Below are 20,907 nucleotides of genomic sequence, written 5' to 3'. Positions count from 1 at the left end.
TTGGACTTGATATTTCAGGTGATCCAATTGTAACAGATATTCGAAAAATGCCGCACGGACTTATTGCGGGTGCAACGGGTTCAGGTAAAAGTGTGTGTATTAACGCGATTTTAACGAGTATTTTATATAAAGCGAAACCGCATGAAGTGAAGTTAATGTTAATTGATCCGAAGATGGTTGAGCTTGCACCATACAATTCTGTTCCACATCTTGTAGCACCTGTTATTACGGATGTAAAAGCAGCGACAGCGGCTTTAAAGTGGGCAGTCGAAGAGATGGAACGCCGTTATGAATTGTTTGCGCACGCTGGTGCTCGTGATTTAACTCGTTACAATACGATTGTAAGTGAGCGAGAAATTCCAGGAGAAACATTACCTTATATCGTTATTGTCATTGACGAGTTAGCCGACTTAATGATGGTAGCACCTGGTGATGTTGAGGAAGCGATTTGTCGTATTGCGCAAAAAGCACGTGCTTGTGGTATTCATTTATTAGTAGCGACGCAGCGTCCATCTGTAGATGTTATTACAGGTTTAATTAAGTCAAACATTCCAACGCGTATTGCGTTTACTGTATCATCTCAAGTTGATTCGCGTACGATTATTGATATTGGAGGCGCGGAGAAATTACTTGGCCGTGGTGATATGTTATTTTTAGGGAACGGTACATCTAAGCCAGTTCGTGTACAAGGTGTATATGTATCGGATGATGAGATTGAAAAGACAGTTGATCATGTGAGAAAGCAAATGAAGCCGAATTACTTATTTAAGCAAGAGGATTTATTAGCGAAAACAGAACAGGCTGAGTCGGAAGACGAATTGTTCTTTGAAGCATGTCAATTTGTTGTAGAACAAGGGGGAGCGTCCACATCTTCTGTACAGCGAAAATTCCGCATCGGTTATAATCGCGCGGCACGTCTCATTGAGGAGATGCAATCGCAAGGAATTATTTCTGAAGCAAGAGGGACGAAGCCAAGAGATGTCCTTATTTCTGAGGATGAATTCGCTGCTATGCAGGAAACGAATGTATAGTCCACGGTTTTGCTGTATACTAATAGAAAATGTTGGATAGTAAAGTAGGGAGTAAAGCGACATGAAAGAAATTGAATTAAAATTAAAAGGTGAAATAAATCGACTAACAAATAAAACATTTAAATTTGACGAACGAGTTGGAGAAGGTTGGTTCTCCGCCGTTTACTTTTTAAAAACTAGAGAAATTATTGAAGAATTTCGCCCGAAAAGTGTTGTAACGATGCAATTTTTCCAAAAAGAAAATGCAGTTCTTTGCGGAACAGATGAAGTAATTGCATTGCTACAAACATTCGCTAAAAATCCTGAGGAACTTGAAATTAACTCTTTAAAAGATGGCGATAAAATTAGTCCATTTGAAACAGTGTTAACAATTCATGGTCCTTATGAGAATTTCGGATTTTTAGAAGGTGTTATTGATGGGATTTTAGCTCGTCGTACATCGGTTGCAACAAACGTATATAATGTTGTCCAAGCTGCGCGTAGTGTAGATAAAGAAAAACCAGTTATTTTCATGGGAGATCGTGACGATCATTATACACAACAAGCTGGTGACGGTTATGCAGCATACATCGGAGGTATGAGCGCACAAGCGACGCATGCAATGAATGAATGGTGGGGCAGAAGTGGTATGGGAACAATGCCTCACGCATTAATTCAAATGTTTAATGGTGATGTTGTAGAAGCGGCAAAAGCATATCATAAGAAATTTCCAGAAGATGAATTAGTTGTACTAATTGATTACAATAATGATGTTATTACAGATGCACTTCGTGTAGCGCGTGAATTTGGATCAACATTAAAAGGTGTGCGTGTAGATACGTCTCGCACAATGATTGATCAATACTTTATTCGCCACCCAGAAGTACTTGGAACATTTGATCCACGTGGTGTAAATCCATCTCTTGTATTTGCACTTCGCAAGGCGCTTGATGAAGAAGGATTCCAGCATGTAGACATCGTTGTAACTGGTGGATTTGATGAAAAGCGTATTCGTGAATTTGAAGCTCAAAAGGTACCTGTTGACATATATGGGGTAGGGAGTAGCTTGTTAAAAATGAATATTGGCTTTACTGGTGATAATGTAGAATTAAATGGGAAACCAGAAGCAAAAGCTGGTCGTAAATATCGTCCAAACCCACGTTTAGAGCGTGTTCAATTAGAAAAAAGAGAAGATATGTAAAAGAGAGAAAAACTGATAGGTGATTGACCCTATCAGTTTTTCTGTTATCATAGTATAGCGGCTTCTTTTTTGCTATAATGGACTTGTTATGGACATATAAAGAAGTACGTACGAGTTTATCCTGATAAGTGAAGGGAAAGAATAACCTCACTACATCAAAAATGTATGATGATTACCAAAATAAGAAAAGATTCATATACTGTCTTATAGATAGGCCGTTGTATTAGTTCGAAATGTTGGAGGTTCTTTAAGATGACAGTTTACCATTTTGTAGGAATTAAAGGAACAGGAATGAGTTCATTAGCGCAAATTCTTCATGATATGAAGCATACTGTTCAAGGGTCTGATTATGAAAAGCGTTTCTTTACACAAACAGCGTTAGAAAAGCGTAGTATCTCGATCCTTCCTTTTGATAAGAATAATGTAGAAGAAGGACAAGTGATTATTGCAGGAAATGCATTTCCTGATACGCATGAAGAAATCGTAGCAGCAAAAGAATTAAACATCCCAGTACATCGTTACCATCACTTCTTAGGTGACCTTATGAGCCAATACACAAGTGTTGCTGTAACTGGTGCACACGGAAAGACATCAACAACAGGTTTGTTAGCCCATGTAATGCAAGGTGCACATCCTACATCTTACCTTATTGGAGATGGAACAGGGCATGGGGTAGAAAATAGTAAGTATTTTGTATTTGAAGCTTGTGAGTATCGTCGTCATTTCTTGTCTTACAATCCAGACTATGCAATTATGACGAATATTGATTTTGATCATCCAGATTATTTTGCAGACATCAATGATGTATTCAGTGCATTCCAAGAGATGGCATTGCAAGTGAAAAAAGGCATTATTGCATGTGGAGATGATGAAGAACTTCAAAAAATTCAAGCGAAAGTACCTGTTATTTTCTATGGATTTGGAGAAGATAATGATTTCCAAGCACGTAACATCCAAAAGAGAACAGATGGCACGATATTCGATGTATTCGTTCGTAATACGTACTATGACACGTTCAAAATTACAGGATACGGCAATCACAGCGTATTAAATGCGTTAGCAGTAATCGCACTTTGCCATTATGAAAACGTTGATGTAGAAGCAGTAAAACATCAATTAACAACTTTTGAAGGCGTAAAACGTCGCTTTAATGAAAAGCCGATGGGAGAGCAAGTTATTATCGATGACTACGCACACCATCCGACAGAAATTAATGCAACGATTGAAGCAGCTCGTCAAAAACATCCAGAGCGTGAAGTTGTCGCTGTATTCCAGCCGCATACATTCTCACGTACAGAAAAGTTCTTAGATGAGTTCGCTGAAAGCTTAAGCAAAGCTGATCAAGTATACTTATGTGATATTTTCGGATCAGCACGCGAAAACAAAGGTGAATTAACAATTGAAGATCTGCAAAAGCGTATTGATGGTGCAGAACTAATTACAGATACAACAACGGATGTATTAAAGAAACATAAAAACGGCGTTCTAATTTTCATGGGCGCAGGTGACATCCAAAAATTCGAAGCAGCTTACGTAAAAGAAGTTCAAGTTGCAGAGAAATAATAGAAAAGACGCATAGCTGTGGCTGTGCGTCTTTTTTTGTTGTGTTCAACTTTTATCCCGCATTAACGTGCAATAAGACCCCCACTGATTAAAGTTTCACTTTATTTATGTATTGACCTAGAGCTAACTCTAGGTTGTAAGATGAAAATGTAAAAACAAGGGGGAGAGAACATGTATAAAATCGGCGAAGTAGCAGAATTAACAGGGATGAGCATTCACACTTTGCGCTACTATGAGAAATTAGGTTTATTACCACCACCAACGCGAAATAGCGGTATTCGTCAATATACAGAAGGCGATGTACGTTTATTAAAATTTTTATATTCATTAAAACAAACTGGGATGTCATTAGAAGAGATAGCTGAGTTTGCAAGTGATGGGTGCATTATAGAGGAAATTAGGCAGAAGAAAGAGGAAGTACCAGCGAAAGTAAAAAAGAGAATTTCCATTTTAACAACTCACTTGGAGCGATTAAAAGAACAGCAGGAACAATTGCAAAAAGTTGTTCAGCTAACGGAGGAGAAGTTAGAAATTTATTACGGTTTTCTAGAAGAAAAAGACTTGGAGGCCGGCAATGAAAAATAAAGTATATACGCAGTTATTAGGTTTTGCGATATTTACTGGTGGGACATTTAATGCTTCGAAATATGCGGTGCAGTATTTCGAAGCAATTCATATAGCAGCATGGCGTTTTGGGATTGCTGCATTTGTGATGTTATGTTTGTTAAAAATACGAAAAGATTTTGATTTGGAAGTATGGATGCAGAATAGGACCTATTATCTTTTGCTAGGTATTGTTGGTGTATTCGGCTTTAACTTCTTTTTCTTTTTAGGAATGAAATATACAGAAGCTGTTAATGGTGCACTTATTATGGCGACAAATCCTCTCGTTACGACGCTGTTAGCAAGTGTCATTTTACGAGAGAAAATTGTGAAGCGTCAAGCAATTGGAATGTTACTTGCACTAATTGGCGTTGTTTTTGTACTTACACAAGGTTCGTTTACAATACTACAACATTTATCATTTTCAAAAGGGGATTTTTATATTTTATTAGGGAATATTTGCTGGGCGTTATACGGCGTGCTAGGCAGAAGGTTTATTAAAACTGGTAATCCAATACAAACGACGACATATACGATGACTATTGGTGCACTTGCCTTTATTATCATATCTTCTACACAAAAAAGTATAGTACCAGTTTTAGAAATTCCTTGGTTGGCATGGGGAGCGATTCTCTTTATGGCAATTGGAATGAGTGTGCTTGGTTACTTATGGTGGAATAATGGAATTGCTCAAATTGGGGCAGCAAGGACATCTTTATTTTTTAATCTAGTGCCTGTTGTTACAATACTTATTTCTTTTATTGAAGGAGTCAATATAACATCTGCACAATCTGTAGGAATGATATTAGTTATTACGGGAATATTGTATTCTTCTGGTTTTATACAAAGAAAATCAAAAGAAAGTGTTAATATTTAACTTTTTACATCTAAAAATGTTAGAATAATAAGAAAAATAAAAAGGGGACTAAAAAACATGTTCACACTTCGAGTAGATGACGAAATCGAACTACAATTACTAGAAAAACATCATAAAGAAGAATTATATCAATTAATAGACCAAAACCGTAATCATTTACGAAAATGGCTTCCTTGGGTAGATGGGACAAAATCTGCTGATGCTTATGATGAGATTTTTCCGATGTGGTTAAAGAAATTTGCAGAGGGAGACGGTTTTGAAAGTGGTATACGTTACAAAGGAAAGCTTGTTGGGATGGTAGGTATTCATCCAGTGAGCTGGGGGAAGAGAGCGGCGAGTCTTGGGTATTACCTTGCAGAAGATGCTGGAGGAAAAGGCGTTATGACACGTAGCGTAAAGGCTGTGCTTCACTATGCATTTGAGAATTTAAAATTAAATAAAATGGAAATTAGATGCGGTGTTGAAAATGTGAAAAGCCGCGCTATTCCAGAGCGTTTAGGGTTTAAATTAGATGGTATTTTAAGAGATGAAGAATGGTTATATGATCATTTTCATGATATCGCTGTATATAGTTTATTAGCTTCAGAATGGAAAGATATTCGATGAACGAGAAGATTCGTATTATTCCGTATGAAAGTACGTTTCAAGAGGAAGTAGTAGATCTTATCGTTCATATTCAGCAAAAAGAGTATAATGTTCCCATTACGAAAGAAGAGCAACCTGATTTACTTGAAATAGAAACATTCTATCAAAAGGATCACGGAAACTTTTGGGTAGCACTTTATGATGGGAAAGTAGTTGGAACAGTAGCTTTATTAGATATTGAGAATCATCAAGTAGCGCTAAGAAAAATGTTCGTACAAAAAGAGTTTCGTGGAAAAGAATGTGGCGCGTCATATATGTTGCTTCAAACAGCAATTTCATGGGCTGAGGATAAAAAGTTGAAAGATATTTATTTAGGAACAACAGTAAAATTTTTAGCGGCACATCGCTTTTATGAAAAGAATGGTTTTCAAAGTGTGAGTATAGATGAGTTGCCGAAAAACTTTCCAGTGTTACAGGTAGATAAGAAATTTTATAGGTACATTGTGAAAAAGGTCATCTAGAAATGGCCTTTTTCTATGAACCAAAATGGAAATAGTGGTATAATTTGGATTAGGGGGTGTAGGTATGAACTTTCCAATTCAAAGAAGTAAGTCAGTAGTCATTTTCGTTTGTCTTACGTTAGCTTTTATGTGTATATATCCAATTGTCATGCTTTTCACTAATAAAGCGCATTGGATGTCAGCGTTGATTGGGATGGGTTTATGCTTCATTGTAAATGTACCACTCGTTTGGGAAGTATTTATTAAAAAACATAAAGTAGAAAATGGCGTATTAAAGTACGGTATTCTAAATGATGATGTTGTATTAAAAGATATAAGAGTTGTTCGTCAAGTTGGAAAGTATCTTGAAATTACGACGAATGCATATAAAGTACATATGGTTGCGATGCCGCAAGATATGAATGAATTTTTGGCGCTTATCGAGAAAGAAAATCCACATGTGAAAATAGAAATGGTAGGTAAGAAATGAAATATGTAAAACCTTTGTTTTGTTTGGAAATTTTGCTTGTGTTTGCTATCTGCACTAGAGTATATATGAAATGGGATCTGCCCTTATATGAACCAATATTAATAGGTACTATCGCAGTGGCGCTTTTATATTATTTTCATTTTCAGCAAACAAAAAGTAAGAACAGTAGATCAATATAGGGTGAGGATAATAAAAAAACGCTCGGATATAATTCCGAGCGTTTTTTATTATTTTAAGTTCTCTGGGTTTAAAGCTTCTAATTCAGGTACAACGAAGCGTCCGTCTTTACGGATTAGTACGTCGTCGAAGTAAATTTCACCGCCGCCGTATTCAGGGCGTTGGATGCATACTAAGTCCCAATGGATGTTCGAGTTGTTACCGTTCCATGCATCGTCGTAAGCTTGTCCAGGAGTGAAGTGGAAGCTGCCATCGATTTTTTCATCGAATAGGATGTCTCCCATTGGATGTAAGATGTATGGGTTTACGCCGATTGCGAACTCACCAACGTAGCGTGCGCCTTCGTCTGTATCGAAGATTTTGTTAATGCGTTCTGAATCGTTTGCAGTTGCTTCAACGATTTGACCGTTCTCGAACTTAAGTTGTACATTTTCAAATGTATAACCGTTGTAAGGAGATGGTGTGTTGTAAGAAACTGTACCGTTAACAGAATCACGAACTGGTGCAGAGTATACTTCACCGTCTGGAATGTTTAAATGACCTGAGCATTTAATAGCTGGAATGTCTTTAATAGAGAATGTTAAGTCAGTTCCAGGACCAGTTAAACGAACTTTATCTGTTTTATTCATTAATGTAACAAGGCTATCCATCGCCTTATCCATTTTACCGTAGTCTAAGTTACAAACTTCGAAGTAGAAGTCTTCGAAAGCTTCTGTGCTCATTTTAGCAAGCTGTGCCATAGAAGCATTTGGGTAGCGAAGAACAACCCAACGTGTTTTTGGAACGCGAATATCTCTATGAACCTTTTTCCCAACTGTTTGGCCATGAACTTTCATGCGCTCACTTGGAACGTCAGCCTGTTCATTAATATTATCGCCAGAGCGAAGACCGATATAAGCGTCCATGTCTTTCATTACGCTTGCTTCATATGCAGCGATTTGTTCGAAATGTTCTTCAGTAGCACCCATTAATAAAGAGCGATCTACTTGATGATCTTTTAAAGAGACGAATGGGAAACCACCAGCTGCATATGCTTCTTTTACAAGTGCAGTTACAAGTTCTTTTTGTAAGCCAAAGTTTTCAATTAATACTTTTTCGCCTTTTTGTAAGCAAATAGAGTAGTTAATTAAATTGTATGCTAACTTTTCAATACGTGGATCTTTCATATGTAAAGCCTCCCTACTAATTATGTATCCTCTCCTATTGTAACCTACTTAGTGGAATTTGTTGAATGATTTATGTTACAGTTAACGAATAAGTATGAAAATTCTAATGATGAGATAGGGATTAGAATGAAACGGAAAATGATTGTATAATAGGGGAAAGTATGAAAAAGATAAAGGAAGTGATGAAATGCAAGTTCTTTTATATGTAAGTGCGGCTATTATCGCGGTTGCTTTCGCAGTATTAGTTGTGTATGTATGCAGAACGTTGTTATCGGTTCAGAAGACGTTAGAAAACGTTGCAAGCACGTTAGAAGGTTTAGAAAAACAAATGCAAGGAATTAGCGTAGAGACAGAGCAATTATTACATAAAACGAATGCGTTAGCTGATGATATTCAACAGAAGTCACAGTCATTAAATAAAGTGGTAGCGGGTGTAGATGGGATTGGAACGACAATCCAATCTTTAAATACGAAGCTTCGTAATGTATCAGACTCTGTAACGGACGAAATTGAAAATAACGCTGATAAAGTAGCGCAAGTTGTACAGTGGAGCAGTGCGGCGATTGAAGTATACAATCATTACCGTGCGTCGAGACAAGAGAAGAAGGTTGAAAAAGAAGAGCGTAAATTAGAAAGAATTGAGAAAAACGCTGAAAAGAAAGAGAAGCGCTCTAGATTTCGTATGAGAGGTGAATCGTGATGAATATGACAAAGCTTGAAACAATTGAAGAGCTTGAAGTCTTAGTAGAAAAGAATGAGCCGTATGTTCTTTTTAAACATAGTACGACATGCCCGATTAGTCACGGTGCATACACAGAATTTCAAGCGTATTGCAGTGAAGAAAGAGAAGTGCCAGCGTATTACTTATACGTACAAGATGCGAGAGATGTGTCAAATCGTGTTGCAGAACAATACAGTATTAGACATGAATCACCGCAAGTGTTATACATAAAAGATGGGATGGTAGTATGGAATACATCTCATTGGAATATTAAAAAAGATGCTTTAGAAGAGAATATAAAGTAAAAAGAAGCAAGCTAAAGGTGCTTGCTTCTTTTTTTTTGTTTTTGTTGAAATATATTTAGTGGTACACTATTAATAGTTCAAACTAAATAACTAGATTGTTGAAAGTAGGTTTTAAGTAATGAAGAAAATGGCATTATCCTTCGCAGTCGTAAGTTTATTACTGGGAGCTTGTAGTAACAATAGTAATACGATTAGTAAGAAGGATGAAGTTATACAAAAAGATACAAAAGAAAAAAGTATGATTCCGAGAACTGCTGTTTCTAAAGATTATTATAGAACTGTTATTCCTTTAAAAGAACAAAAGGTTATTAATACAGCTAATATAAAAACAAATTCTAAATTAGATTTAGCAGAGTATGAAAATGGTTTAATAAATATTGCAACGCAGCAATTTGATACAGAGAGTCACGTACTGCAATTAAATCAGTATATTCCAGAGAAACTAGTTGATGAACTAGTTGCGAAAGTAGAAGCGCCAGTTTTGACGAATATTATAGAACAAGACTATTTCGGAAAACAGAATTCAAATGAATTAAGTTTATCTGGTGTTATGATTGGCTTAGCTATGTCTTCAAGTGTATCGAATGAAGAAGCTATGTCTAAAGGGTCTGAAGTTGCTAAACAACTTATTGAAGCTATTAATAAAAATGATAAATATAACAAATCTCCAATTACGTTTGCTATCTTTAAGCAAGAAAGTACAAGTTCTTTAAAAAATGGTACGTATATTGCTAGTGCTACTGTTCAAAAGAATGATACGAACCTTGGAAATTGGAGTACAATTGATGAAAAGTCGTATTCATATCCTTCTGATGAATTTACACAAGCACATGGAGAAGATAATACAAAAATAAATAACTTTGCTAAGGAAATAAAAGGTTTTTCTAATGGAGATTTTATTCCAGTCAATGCAAAAGTTTCTTATAAGAAAGATCAAATGGATACATTAAATATGAATATTGTTATTAAATATAACGGTAAAACAGAATTAATGGCTCTTACCCAATTGGCTGCTCAAGGTATGTTAGACAAATTGCCTAAAGATGCGAAAGTACAATTACAGATCAAGTCCGAGAGTAAAATTGAGGCCGTTATTATAAAAGAGAAAAACAGTGATAAACCGTTTGTTTCCTTCTTGTAAAAAAGACAGTATGTAAACTGTCTTTTTTTATTTTAAATGAAAATATAAAAGGTTTTTTGATGGTAATTCATTGCTGTATATCGTGTGACAATCGTATATGTATCAACTATAGTAAGTTATCTTAAAAAAGTAATATATAGGGATTTGAAAGAGATGGCTTTCTTATGGGATCACAACAATTAGGTCGTTTACGTTCTGAAATTGATCAACTTAATTTACAAATATTAGAGTTACTAAACGAAAGAGGTCGTCTCGTACAAGAAGTTGGTAATTTAAAAGAAGTATAAGGTGTGAAACGTTTTGATCCTGTACGTGAAAGTAATATACTGGATTTAATTGCAGAGAATAATAATGGTCCATTTGAAACTTCGACTTTATAACATATTTTCAAACAAATTTTTCAAGTTGGTTTAAAGTTACAAGAAGAGGATCATCGTAAAGCACTACTTGTTTCTTGTAAGAAAAAAACAGAAGATACGATTGTTGAAATTAATGGTGAAAAAATTGGTAACGGAAATTAGCATTTTATTATGGGACCGTGTGCAGTGGAAAGTTATGAACAAGTACGTCAAGTTGCTGAAGCAATGAAAGAGCAACGCGTAATACGCTTGATATTTCCGCTGTACCGATTTTAAAGAAAGAGACACATTTACCTGTCGTTTTTGATGTAACGCATTCTACAGAGAGACGTGACCTTCTCTTACTAACTGCAAAAGCAGCGATGGCAATTGGTGCAAACGCAATTATGGCTGAAGTACATCCAAATCCAGCTGTAGCTTTATCAGATGCGGCGCAGCAAATGAATATCCCGCAGTTCAATGATTTTATGAATGAATTAAAATCATTTGGAAGTAAATTATAAAAACTTTTAATGAGCTGTTCCAAAAAGGCATTTTGGGACAGCTGTATAGCGACTGTCATTGTCGATTTTTGTTGGGAAGTTGGTATATTAAAAAAATCGCTGATATAATTAGAGTTGTGGTCGATATATTTGGGAAATCGCCGATATATTTCGAGTTACGGTTCATATATTCGAAAAATCGCCGATATAAATTTCATTTACTATCGTACTGCTTAAAATAAGATTTCTACTTAGGAAATATCTATTTTTTTACAAAAAATGCCCTTTTTTCATAAAAAATACGAAAATACGAGAAAAGAAGCGAATTTTTTCGAAACTTTTGCGGGAAAATATTGTATGAGCCTGCGTTTATATCGTATCATTAGTAAAAGGAAGAACTCGGGACGATTGGTGGCATCTGCAAATAGAGTTGATGTCTTTTTTTCATTCAAGTAACCGATACATAAAAATAGATAACAAAAATAGAAGGAGTGTGCGATGAGATGAACGTAACAATCTATGATGTAGCGCGCGAAGCGAACGTTTCAATGGCTACCGTATCACGCGTTGTGAACGGTAACCCAAATGTAAAGCCTACAACAAGAAAGAAAGTATTAGAAGCAATTGATCGTTTAGGATACCGTCCAAATGCGGTAGCACGTGGACTAGCAAGTAAGAAGACAACTACGGTAGGTGTTATTATTCCTGATATCTCAAATACGTTTTATGCAGAACTTGCACGTGGAATTGAAGATATCGCAACAATGTACAAATATAACATCATTTTAAGTAACTCTGATCAAAACAAAGAGAAAGAGTTCCATCTATTAAATACGATGCTTGGAAAACAAGTGGACGGAATTGTTTTCATGGGTGAAGATATTACAGACATTCACATTGAAGAATTTAAAAAATCTCCAGTACCAATTGTATTAGCAGCGTCATTTGATGAGCAAAATGAAACGCCATCAGTAAATATTGATTATACACAAGCAGCTTACGATGCAATGAAGCACTTTATCGAGCAAGGACATAAGCGTATCGGTTTCGTCTCTGGTCCATTCATTGATAAAGCGGGAAGCGCGAAGAAGTTACAAGGTTATAAAAAAGCTTTAGAAGAAGAAGGTATTTCATATGATGAAAATCTTGTAATCGATGGAGATTACACATATGACTCAGGTATCGAAGCATTCGAAAAGCTTTGGAGCAATGATGAAAAGCCAACAGCAATCTTCGTGTCTTCTGATGAAATGGCACTAGGTGTAATCCATGCAGCACAAGATGCTGGATTAAACGTACCAACTGACGTAGAAGTACTTGGTTTCGATAATACACGCCTTGCATTAATGGTTCGTCCGCAGCTTTCAACAGTTGTACAACCGATGTATGATATCGGTGCAGTAGCAATGCGTCTATTAACAAAGTATATGAACAAAGAAAAAGTGGAAGATCACACTGTTATCTTACCTCACCGTATCCAATTTAGAGATTCAACGAAATAAGTATAAAAAAGCTCACAGCGATTGCTGTGAGCTTTTATTCATATTCAGGATAATATTTTTCAATTACTGTATCTACAGTTTCATTTTTCTTAACGTGTAAAAATTTTGCGTACAATTCTTTTCCAGTTTCAAATGGCGTATCGTCTAATTCAAATACATGTAACACTTTTCGGAACGTCCATGTGATTTGCTCATCATACATATTATCGTATGTGTGCTCCGATTGTATAGCTATCTTTTCACCTAGTTCATGAGCTTCTTCTAAACTGTTTGCTTTAACAAGAATAATACTTTCTTCAAAAAGTGTATCGTGATTCTCTTCATAATGCTCATCCATTTTCATAGGATGAGGCTCACCAGAAGGAACAGACTCAAACAATAATTTTACAGCGTACATATTATGCTGCATGTTTCACCTTATAAATAATACTTGCGACAAGCGAAGCAGGTATTGTAAATACGTTACTTTGATAATGGTAATGCACTTGGGATTCTTCATAAGACATGTTGTCATATAGTTCGTTTTGTGAGACACTCATTTTTTTCTGTTTTTCTTTGAGTATTTTAATGTAGTTGTACTGTATTGGGACGAGAATGATGAAATAAGCTAATACGATTAGTGAAATCCAAATCATTATGAACACTCCCTTACAAAGAATATTTGTATATGGTAATTATATCAATTTATATGAGGGGTATCCATATTTTTCTAGTGGTCGATTTCTTTTCCAAAATGCAAAAAGTTCTTCAGCGCTTCGTAAATTATGTTCAAGGCATGTTTGTGCAGTGCGTTTAAAATTTTTTATTAAATGCTCTAGCCTAGAAGAATCATAGTGCTTTGCTTTTCCATCTACAATCGTTTTATCTTTTTTTTAAGTTAAGTGATATTTTTAGCAAAGTTACATTTGTTTCTATTTGTACAACTTCCATGTAAAAAAAATTTTGTCTAAGTCGATTGTAATATAATCAAATCGCTCTACTTGTTTAAAATATCCTACAATATCATCTTCCAATTGAAATCCTCCCTAGTATATAGCTTACCTGGAAGAGTTCTCTATAGATTGTATGATTCCTTGTTATATGTCACATAAGTGTAAAAATAACTATTATAGGGCAATGTCATGTATAATAGAAAGAAAAGGCTTGTGAGGGGGGAAAAGAGATGATCGTTCTTTGGATAATTACGCTTTGTATGACTGCTATTTTTGCATATATGACGTTAAAACAAAATGGTTTAAAGCGATTTGTTCCAGGAAGTATTCTTGCAGGAATTGCCCTTATCACGTATGTAATTTCTATTTTTATTGAAAGTGTATCAGTAGATATGAGCAAAAGTTTAATGTTTATTGGTATTACACTATTTGCAGGTAGCATTATGGTACTTATGGTTGCTGGTATTATTTTATTTATTCATATGAATTCGGAAACGTTATAGCATATAGAAAAGGCATGTCCCGAGGGACATGCCTTTTTATCCGTTCAATTATGCTCTATCTTTAGAAGAATTTTGTTGTTTTAATAAGTCGCGAATTTCGCCAAGAAGAACTTCTTCTTTTGTTGGTTCTGGAATTTCTTCCTCTTTTTCGTCTTCTTTTTTAGATGTTAGTTTGTTGAAAACTTTAATAAACATAAAGATAGAAGCTGCGATAATTAAGAAATCAAAAATTGTTTGGATGAAGTTACCATACATAACAGCTGATTTACCGTATCCAAAGTGCAAATCTGTAAAGTTAACGCCACCTAATACCATACCAAGTAATGGTGTAATAATGTCTTTTACTAAAGAACTAACGATTTTACCGAATGCAGCACCGATTACAACCCCGACAGCTAAATCAACGACATTCCCTTTGAAAGCGAACTTTTTAAACTCGTTCCACATGTGTCAATCCCATCCTTTCCACGATTCATTATGAAATTTATAATTCCTATCAACATATTTTATAGAAATTTACGAGAGAAATAAAGGGGAAATGGGAATGAAAGTAAATTCTGAAAAATGTATCCGTTTTAATTTTTGTTTACATCATCTAGTAAAGATTGTAGCATTTGCTGCGTTTTTAATCCTTCTAATCCATCTACAACAGGCTTTGTATCTCCGTGTACACATTCAATAAAATGATGAACAGCATCTTCAAAACCACGTTGTTTTAACGTCGTATCCCATGATGGAGAACCGCTTTGTGAAACTGAGTTTTCCTGTTCAATTTCAAATGTATTCATATTTTTTACGCGAATGATTTTCCCTGGCGTTACAAGTTCAATTTGTTCTAAATTTGTACCGGCATGGCGATGCATTGCAGTAGAAAGTAACAGTCCACTTGGAGTTGTATATGTATGATGTCCGTAAAGAAGTTCATTCTTTTCATTGATTTGCATCATATTGTGAACGACGTTAAGGTCATCATTAGCGAACCAGCGAGCAGTATCTACAATGTGTAAATAATCATCTAACATAGTGAAGTCGTACGTATATGGCCCGACTTTATTTGTGCGATGCTTTTCAATTCGAATCCATGAAATATCATGAGCCTGTTCTTTGGCAGCAACATACATAGGAACGAATCTGCGATTAAATCCGACCATTAACTTTCGGTTATACTTCTCGCTCAACTCGACTAGTTGCTCAGCTTGTTCCACAGTAGCTGCTAACGGCTTATCAACATAAACGTCGATTCCTTTTTTCAAAAGCTCAGAAACGATTTCATAATGCGATGCAGTTGAACTATGAACGAAGATTGCATCACATTCCGAAGCTAACATTTCAATAGAATGAAAGTCTTGAATTCGGTATTGCTGGCAAACTTGTTTTCTTTTCTCTGCGTTAGGTGTAAACGCCCCGACAAAGTTCCAATCTGTTTCTTTTGTAAGTGTTGGAAGATAGGCCTTTTGCGCAATGCTACCAAGTCCAATCATCCCAATTTTAGGTTTATTCATATGTATTCCCACCCTATTAATATTGATGTAACGGCTTAAATGTAGCATAGGATGGGGGAGGAAGGCAAAGATAAGCTTTTTACTTATGTCCTTCTAACAAAATTTTCTCTATCTCTGCAAAATTATGAGCGCGAGCATGCTCTAACGGGGTAACACCATCATTATCTGGAATATTTACATCTGCACCGTGCTCAATAAGAAGGCGAATGACTTGTTGCTGTGTTTCGTTTCCGTTACTTAGTACGATAGCTTCCATTAAAGCTGTCCATCCTAGGTTATTTACATGATTTACATCAATATTTGTTCGAGTGAGGAGTTCTTTTATAACGTCAATATAGCCATGTTCTGAGGCTGGGATAAGAGCTGTTCCGCCGTAACGATTTGTAATCGTAGGATCTGCACCAGCATTAATTGTTAGCTTTAAAATGTCTAAGTAACCTTCCGCACCGGCGTATAGAAAGGGATTGTTTTTCATGTCATCTTGGATATTTACGTCAGCACCAGCTTCGATAAGTGCTTTTGCGGTTTTTACATCATTTTTGTATGTAGCAATCATAAGAGGGGTACGTCCTTGATTATCCGTCGCATTTATATTTGCACCTTGTTTTAGTAAAGATATAACAGTATTCGTTTCATTTTTTTCAGTAGCTGCTAGTAGTGCAGTCTCCATGTTTGTCATCTCCTTTTTGACTTCTTGTTCTTGCGAGCATCCTTGTAAAAAAATTACGCAACATATCATACTGAATGTTTTTTTGAACATGGAATTTCAACCTCCTAATTTCAACTGTAAAATAGGAACATTAAATTTTTATAAACTGACGCTAAAATTACTATAAAATCGCTTGAGTATTTGAACATATATTTTTATGCTTATGAATATGAAGGATGGGTAAAGTGAGGATGTAACATATGTCTATTAAAACAAGGTTTTTATTTTCTTATATTGCTGTAATTCTCGTTTCTATTACGCTCATATTAGTCGCGGGATTTTTAATTGTTTTTTCAATAACAGGTGATTTGGAAGCAGTGAAAAATTTCTATAAAAGTTCTTACATTCAAAAGCCGCTTACACCAGAAGAAGAAAATGCCTATCTTGAATTAAAATTAGCGGCAAAGCAACATCAATCTCAATTATTAGATAAATCGTTCGTTTCATCAATTGAAAAAGAAGGTGTGAAAATAATTGTAAGAAAGGGAGAAAACATTTCTTATGCTAATAAGGGATTTGAAAGTTCGACTTTAACAGAAGCCCTTCCGAAATTTGAAGCGGCAAATATTAATAGTCGTGGTACAACGGAACTAGGCGAGACATTTTATCGATATGTAAAGTTTGATTTTTATTTTCCAGAGAAAGAAGAAGGGAGTATATTTGTACTAAAAAAGCAAAGTTCATTTGTAGATCTTACACAAAAATTATTTCCAATCTTATTCGTATCGCTTTTACTATTAGCCATTTTACTCATTGGTTTATTAAGTTATCTTGTTTCAAGAAGTGTAATAAAACCAATTTTTGTATTGAAAGGTGCAACGGAGAAAATTAAAGAAGGAAATTTAGATTTTCAAATGCCAGTTACATCGCACGATGAAATAGGTCAATTAAATCAAGGATTTGAGGAAATGAGGAAGAAGTTAAAGGAATCGATTGAAGTACAAACGCAGTATGAAGAAAATCGAAAAGAACTTATTTCAAACATATCGCATGATTTAAAAACACCGATTACATCTATTATCGGATATGTAGAAGGAATAAAGGACGGGGTAGCAAATACGCCAGAAAAAATGGATAAGTATTTAACGACAATTCATACGAAGGCAAAACATATGGACACACTCATTGATGAACTCTTTTTGTTTTCGAAGCTCGATTTAAATCGAGTTCCATTCCAATTTGAGACAGTTGAATTAAATACGTTTATGCAAGAATTAATAGAAGAGATGCAGATGGATTTAAGTGAAGAAGGTATAGAAATTAACTTACAATTACATTCATCGCCATTATATGTAACGGCTGATTGCGAAAAGATAAATAGAGTTATATCAAATTTAATTCATAATAGTGTGAAGTACATGGATAAAGAAGAGAAGAAAATTACTGTAACAGTATCGAGTGATAACAATAAAGTTATTGTGAAGGTGATAGACAATGGATCAGGTATAGAATCTGATACGCTACCGTATATCTTTGAACGTTTTTATCGTGCAGAACAATCGCGAAATTCTAGCACAGGTGGAAGTGGACTTGGTTTAGCAATAGCGAAGCAAATTGTTGAAGAACATGGCGGGGAAATTTGGACGGAAAGCGAGCTTGGTAAAGGCACAAGCATTTTCTTCTCATTGGAAAAAGTAGAGGAATGTGGTGAGTAAATTGAAAAGAATTTTACTAATAGAAGATGAAGTAAGTATTGCAGAATTACAGCGAGATTATTTAGAAATTAATGATTTCCAAGTTGATGTAGAGCATTCAGGAGAAACAGGTTTACAAATAGCCCTGCAAGAAGACTATGATTTAATTATTTTAGATATTATGCTTCCGAAAATGAACGGATTCGAAATTTGTAAACAAATACGTGCTGTAAAAGATATTCCGATTCTACTTGTTTCAGCAAAAAAAGAAGATATAGATAAAATTCGCGGGCTCGGATTAGGAGCGGATGATTATATAACGAAACCGTTTAGCCCAAGCGAATTAGTCGCAAGAGTAAAAGCGCATATTGCTCGTTATGAAAGATTATCAGGAAATGTAAGTAAGCAACGTGATACGCTATACATTCACGGAATTTCTATCGATCAACGAGCGAGGAAAGTTTTTATAAACAATGAAGAAGTGGCATTTACAACGAAGGAATTTGATTTATTAACATTCTTTGTCACACATCCAAACCAAGTATTAAATAAAGAACAGTTATTTGAACGCATTTGGGGATTAGATTCCGCTGGTGATTTAGCCACTGTTGTCGTCCACATTAGAAAGCTACGTGAAAAAATTGAAAGAGATCCTGCCCACCCGCAATATATTGAAACAGTATGGGGAGCTGGTTATCGTTTTAATGTGTAGGGAACCTGTCAAAGTTTTGGCAGGTTTTTTGTATGTGATCAAAAGGGGATAATAGGTAATTTATGTTAAAATATAAAGAGAGATAAAACATAGGAGAGTGTGAGAGGGCGTGCTACATTTTGGGGGATACATTAAAAGATAATAAATCAAACAAAGTTTTAAAGATTGGAACTAATATTGTACTTATCTTATTAATTATTGGTGCAATACAAATGTTTTTATGATGAAGATTCTACGAATGATCATTTGGGTTGGTTATTTATGATGGTCTTTTTTGCAATTAAAATAATTTCTAGTTTTATGATAAGTTTAAAAGAAGGAGATAAAAAGTCAGTATTTATTGATTTAGGTTTAATAATTTTTTCTGTTCTTCTTTTGGTTGTTACTAGTGTGAAATATTTCTTTTGAAAAACCTCATAGTCTTATAGAGGCTGTGAGGTTTTTGTTGGAAAATTAACTTGCGACCTTAATATGCTATTTTAGAGTTCCTTGTTGCAATGATTTATAAAATATTTGAGTAGTAGAAGTAAACTGAGCAGCTTCTTCTAAAAAAGGATAATGGTTGCTCTCCTCAAATGTCACAAAAGTAGAATCGCATATACCCTCATGTATCTCGATGGAATATTGAATAGGACACTGCACATCGTGTCTTCCACATATAATTAGTGTTTTTGTTTTTATAGAAGGTAAATACTCCCTTAAATCAAATGAAGGATATTCATTGGCGAAAGCATTCATCCGGCTAACGGACATTGTTTTTTTGATTGGTTTACAAAAATAAGAGTTGTAGTTTTCTGGTTTATACAATGATAATTTTGTTCTCTTAGTAGATAGTTCTTTCCGTTCTTCACTTGTAAGGTGAGGGCTTTTTAAGTTTTCGATGAGCTCTTGCATATAATGAAACTGTGAATGTTCTGGATGATAAATACAAAATGGTGTTTCGGTATAGTTACTTGCTGCAGCGCCTGCTACGACTAATGATTGTAAGGAATTTGGATATGTAATCGCATATAAAAGTCCAAGCATACCACCTGTTGAATGACCAGTGAAATGCCATGTTGGGAGTTGTAAAGCTTCCCGTATTGCTTCTAAATCGTGAACCGTTTCAATCATACTTAATTCGTTTTCTGACTGGGTGGTTACAGAGCTACCAGTATCTCGTAAATTAATGAGAAATACACGATGCGTAGCAGTGAAAACATCTGCAAAGTAATCACCAGTTTCATTAAATTGTGAATAGTGATGTGTAATACAAAGCGGTTCGCCATTTCCTTTTGTAAAGAGTTCAAATGTGCCGCGTTTTGTGGGGATCATTTGTTGTGTCCACATAATATCACGTCCTTTTTTCATAAAAGTTGGACCGGTTAATTATTAAATAAAATATATCGGCGCAACTCGAAACATATCGACTTACCGACAGTAGTCGACAATAAATAAAAGGAGGCTATTCAAAAACGAGCCTCCTTTTCGTTTAGTACAAAGATTTTGTCATATTATTCCGAATGATTTCAAGGGATTTCGCTACAGTTAATGCATTCTTTTCTTCAATTTCTGGTTTACGGGGGATAGGTTTATACATGTTGTCTGGATCTTCCCATGTGAGGGGAAGTTCTGTTTCGGCTTGTCCTTTCCAAGCGTCAATCCATTCTGGAGGGAGATAACCCGAGATGTTTTGGATGTTGTTCATTTCGAGCCAAATAAGTGCCCAAGCTCTTGGTACGACGCGCCAATGGTCATAGCCACCGCCGCCGACAGCGATCCAGCGACCGTCGCAATATTCATTAGCAATTTCACGAGCGAGCTTCGGTATTTCGCGGTAAATATTCATGGTTGCACAAAGGTGTGTAAGTGGGTCGTAGTAATGTGCGTCGGCACCATTTTGCGTTAAAATAATATCCGGTTTAAAGTACGCTGCAACTTCTTTTACAACTGTTCGATATGATTTTAGAAAGGATTCATCTTCTGTAAAAGCATCCAGTGGAACGTTAAAAGAATAACTATAACCATTACCTTGTCCACGTTCGTTTACAGCGCCAGTTCCAGGGAATAAATAGCGACCAGTTTCATGTAATGAAATGGTGCATACGTTAGGATCATCATAAAACGACCACTGCACGCCATCACCGTGATGAGCGTCTGTATCAATATATAAGACGCGTAAACCGTATTTCTTCTGAATATACTTCATTGCGATGGAGCTATCGTTATAAATACAAAAACCAGATGCTTTGCC

Annotated in this window: 24 protein-coding genes and 3 pseudogenes; 18 read left to right on the top strand and 9 right to left on the bottom strand. The window is 35.4% G+C overall.

The features are described 5' to 3' along the window. From MR167_RS24280 to MR167_RS24240, 9 genes are all read left to right on the top strand, one after another. Nucleotides 1–1,031 (top strand): DNA translocase FtsK (locus MR167_RS24280; protein ID WP_242315680.1); only part of this gene is annotated, 1,031 nt, incomplete at its 5' end. A gap of 61 nt (nt 1,032–1,092) precedes the next feature. Continuing rightward, the gene (locus tag MR167_RS24275) at nt 1,093–2,211 is read left to right on the top strand and encodes a nicotinate phosphoribosyltransferase (protein WP_000658372.1); all 1,119 of its coding nucleotides are present in this window, start codon (nt 1,093–1,095) and stop codon (nt 2,209–2,211) included. Nucleotides 2,212–2,463: 252 nt separating this feature from the next. Then, the gene (gene murC / locus MR167_RS24270) at nt 2,464–3,774 is read left to right on the top strand and encodes a UDP-N-acetylmuramate--L-alanine ligase (RefSeq protein ID WP_000219469.1); all 1,311 of its coding nucleotides are present in this window, start codon (nt 2,464–2,466) and stop codon (nt 3,772–3,774) included. 171 nt (nt 3,775–3,945) lie between these two features. Next, nucleotides 3,946–4,359 carry a MerR family transcriptional regulator gene (locus tag MR167_RS24265; protein WP_000276608.1) on the top strand — a complete coding sequence of 138 codons (414 nt, stop codon included), beginning with the start codon at nt 3,946–3,948 and terminating at the stop codon, nt 4,357–4,359. Then, on the top strand, nt 4,349–5,254 hold the full coding sequence (locus MR167_RS24260; RefSeq protein WP_000792471.1) for a DMT family transporter: 906 nt from the start codon (nt 4,349–4,351) through the stop codon (nt 5,252–5,254). The genes MR167_RS24265 and MR167_RS24260 overlap by 11 nt, the downstream gene beginning before the upstream one ends. A 57-nt stretch (nt 5,255–5,311) precedes the next feature. Beyond that, complete coding sequence (locus tag MR167_RS24255) at nt 5,312–5,860, top strand: GNAT family N-acetyltransferase (protein WP_000494654.1); 549 nt, start codon at nt 5,312–5,314, stop codon at nt 5,858–5,860. Continuing rightward, nucleotides 5,857–6,360, top strand: a complete 504-nt coding sequence (locus tag MR167_RS24250) for a GNAT family N-acetyltransferase (protein WP_001003146.1) — start codon at nt 5,857–5,859, stop codon at nt 6,358–6,360. The genes MR167_RS24255 and MR167_RS24250 overlap by 4 nt, the downstream gene beginning before the upstream one ends. Nucleotides 6,361–6,424: 64 nt before the next feature. Further along, nucleotides 6,425–6,829, top strand: a complete 405-nt coding sequence (locus MR167_RS24245; RefSeq protein WP_001010622.1) for a PH domain-containing protein — start codon at nt 6,425–6,427, stop codon at nt 6,827–6,829. Further along, the gene (locus MR167_RS24240) at nt 6,826–7,008 is read left to right on the top strand and encodes a hypothetical protein (RefSeq protein ID WP_023523191.1); all 183 of its coding nucleotides are present in this window, start codon (nt 6,826–6,828) and stop codon (nt 7,006–7,008) included. Before MR167_RS24245 ends, MR167_RS24240 begins: the two co-directional genes overlap by 4 nt. A 48-nt stretch (nt 7,009–7,056) precedes the next feature. Here the strand turns inward: MR167_RS24240 and MR167_RS24235 are convergent, their stop codons facing one another. Beyond that, on the bottom strand, nt 7,057–8,172 hold the full coding sequence (locus MR167_RS24235) for an aminopeptidase (RefSeq protein WP_000654720.1): 1,116 nt from the start codon (nt 8,170–8,172) through the stop codon (nt 7,057–7,059). Nucleotides 8,173–8,359: 187 nt separating this feature from the next. Between MR167_RS24235 and MR167_RS24230 the strand changes: the two genes are divergently transcribed. The 5 genes and pseudogenes from MR167_RS24230 to ccpA all read left to right on the top strand — a co-directional run bounded on the left by MR167_RS24230 (nt 8,360) and on the right by ccpA (nt 12,682). Next, nucleotides 8,360–8,872, top strand: a complete 513-nt coding sequence (locus MR167_RS24230) for a DUF948 domain-containing protein (protein ID WP_001197721.1) — start codon at nt 8,360–8,362, stop codon at nt 8,870–8,872. Then, the gene (ytxJ, locus tag MR167_RS24225) at nt 8,872–9,198 is read left to right on the top strand and encodes a bacillithiol system redox-active protein YtxJ (protein WP_001057469.1); all 327 of its coding nucleotides are present in this window, start codon (nt 8,872–8,874) and stop codon (nt 9,196–9,198) included. The genes MR167_RS24230 and ytxJ overlap by 1 nt, the downstream gene beginning before the upstream one ends. 118 nt (nt 9,199–9,316) lie before the next feature. Further along, nucleotides 9,317–10,339, top strand: a complete 1,023-nt coding sequence (locus MR167_RS24220; RefSeq protein WP_000738028.1) for a CamS family sex pheromone protein — start codon at nt 9,317–9,319, stop codon at nt 10,337–10,339. Between the two features lie 164 nt (nt 10,340–10,503). Then, nucleotides 10,504–11,201, top strand: a pseudogene (gene aroA / locus MR167_RS33750) (chorismate mutase). A gap of 482 nt (nt 11,202–11,683) precedes the next feature. Then, nucleotides 11,684–12,682 carry a catabolite control protein A gene (gene ccpA, locus MR167_RS24205; protein WP_001103303.1) on the top strand — a complete coding sequence of 333 codons (999 nt, stop codon included), beginning with the start codon at nt 11,684–11,686 and terminating at the stop codon, nt 12,680–12,682. Nucleotides 12,683–12,716: 34 nt separating this feature from the next. Here the strand turns inward: ccpA and MR167_RS24200 are convergent, their stop codons facing one another. The 3 genes and pseudogenes from MR167_RS24200 to dhp61 all read right to left on the bottom strand — a co-directional run bounded on the left by MR167_RS24200 (nt 12,717) and on the right by dhp61 (nt 13,695). Continuing rightward, a complete protein-coding gene (locus MR167_RS24200; protein WP_003280329.1) occupies nt 12,717–13,079 on the bottom strand; it encodes a DUF4288 domain-containing protein in 363 nt (120 codons plus the stop codon). A gap of 1 nt (nt 13,080) precedes the next feature. Then, a complete protein-coding gene (locus MR167_RS24195) occupies nt 13,081–13,317 on the bottom strand; it encodes a DUF3949 domain-containing protein (protein ID WP_000637885.1) in 237 nt (78 codons plus the stop codon). A 39-nt stretch (nt 13,318–13,356) separates the two neighbouring features. Then, a pseudogene (gene dhp61, locus MR167_RS24190) lies at nt 13,357–13,695 on the bottom strand (protein Dhp61). A 149-nt stretch (nt 13,696–13,844) separates the two neighbouring features. On the opposite strand from dhp61, the gene MR167_RS24185 reads away from it, so the two are divergent. After that, nucleotides 13,845–14,117 carry a DUF3917 domain-containing protein gene (locus MR167_RS24185; RefSeq protein ID WP_000636586.1) on the top strand — a complete coding sequence of 91 codons (273 nt, stop codon included), beginning with the start codon at nt 13,845–13,847 and terminating at the stop codon, nt 14,115–14,117. A gap of 48 nt (nt 14,118–14,165) precedes the next feature. On the opposite strand, the gene mscL is transcribed toward MR167_RS24185, so the two are convergent. The 3 genes from mscL to MR167_RS24170 form a co-directional block, all read right to left on the bottom strand. Then, a complete protein-coding gene (mscL, locus tag MR167_RS24180; RefSeq protein ID WP_000267015.1) occupies nt 14,166–14,564 on the bottom strand; it encodes a large conductance mechanosensitive channel protein MscL in 399 nt (132 codons plus the stop codon). Nucleotides 14,565–14,692: 128 nt separating this feature from the next. Further along, nucleotides 14,693–15,619 carry a Gfo/Idh/MocA family protein gene (locus tag MR167_RS24175; RefSeq protein WP_079246032.1) on the bottom strand — a complete coding sequence of 309 codons (927 nt, stop codon included), beginning with the start codon at nt 15,617–15,619 and terminating at the stop codon, nt 14,693–14,695. 79 nt (nt 15,620–15,698) lie between these two features. Next, nucleotides 15,699–16,379, bottom strand: coding sequence for an ankyrin repeat domain-containing protein (locus MR167_RS24170; protein WP_242315677.1), 681 nt, complete (start codon nt 16,377–16,379; stop codon nt 15,699–15,701). A 149-nt stretch (nt 16,380–16,528) separates the two neighbouring features. On the opposite strand from MR167_RS24170, the gene MR167_RS24165 reads away from it, so the two are divergent. From MR167_RS24165 to MR167_RS24155, 3 genes and pseudogenes are all read left to right on the top strand, one after another. Then, nucleotides 16,529–17,983 carry a HAMP domain-containing sensor histidine kinase gene (locus MR167_RS24165; RefSeq protein ID WP_242315675.1) on the top strand — a complete coding sequence of 485 codons (1,455 nt, stop codon included), beginning with the start codon at nt 16,529–16,531 and terminating at the stop codon, nt 17,981–17,983. 1 nt (nt 17,984) lies between these two features. Beyond that, entirely contained in the window at nt 17,985–18,674 is a 690-nt protein-coding gene (locus tag MR167_RS24160) for a response regulator transcription factor (RefSeq protein ID WP_003280338.1), read from the top strand. 119 nt (nt 18,675–18,793) lie between these two features. After that, a pseudogene (locus MR167_RS24155) lies at nt 18,794–19,082 on the top strand (hypothetical protein). A 66-nt stretch (nt 19,083–19,148) separates the two neighbouring features. On the opposite strand, the gene MR167_RS24150 reads toward MR167_RS24155, so the two are convergent. Both MR167_RS24150 and acuC read right to left on the bottom strand, forming a co-directional pair. After that, nucleotides 19,149–20,024, bottom strand: coding sequence for an alpha/beta fold hydrolase (locus tag MR167_RS24150; protein ID WP_242315673.1), 876 nt, complete (start codon nt 20,022–20,024; stop codon nt 19,149–19,151). 121 nt (nt 20,025–20,145) lie between these two features. Then, on the bottom strand, nt 20,146–20,907 hold a 762-nt coding region (acuC, locus tag MR167_RS24145), incomplete at its 5' end, for an arginase family protein (protein ID WP_242315671.1).

Origin of the sequence: Bacillus cereus group sp. BfR-BA-01355 (genome assembly GCF_022663675.1) — a bacterium.
Taxonomy (GTDB): Bacteria; Bacillota; Bacilli; order Bacillales; family Bacillaceae_G; genus Bacillus_A; species Bacillus_A thuringiensis_S.
The sequence above is the reverse complement of the archived record's forward strand: the minus strand, read 5'-3'. Positions and strand labels throughout refer to the sequence as shown.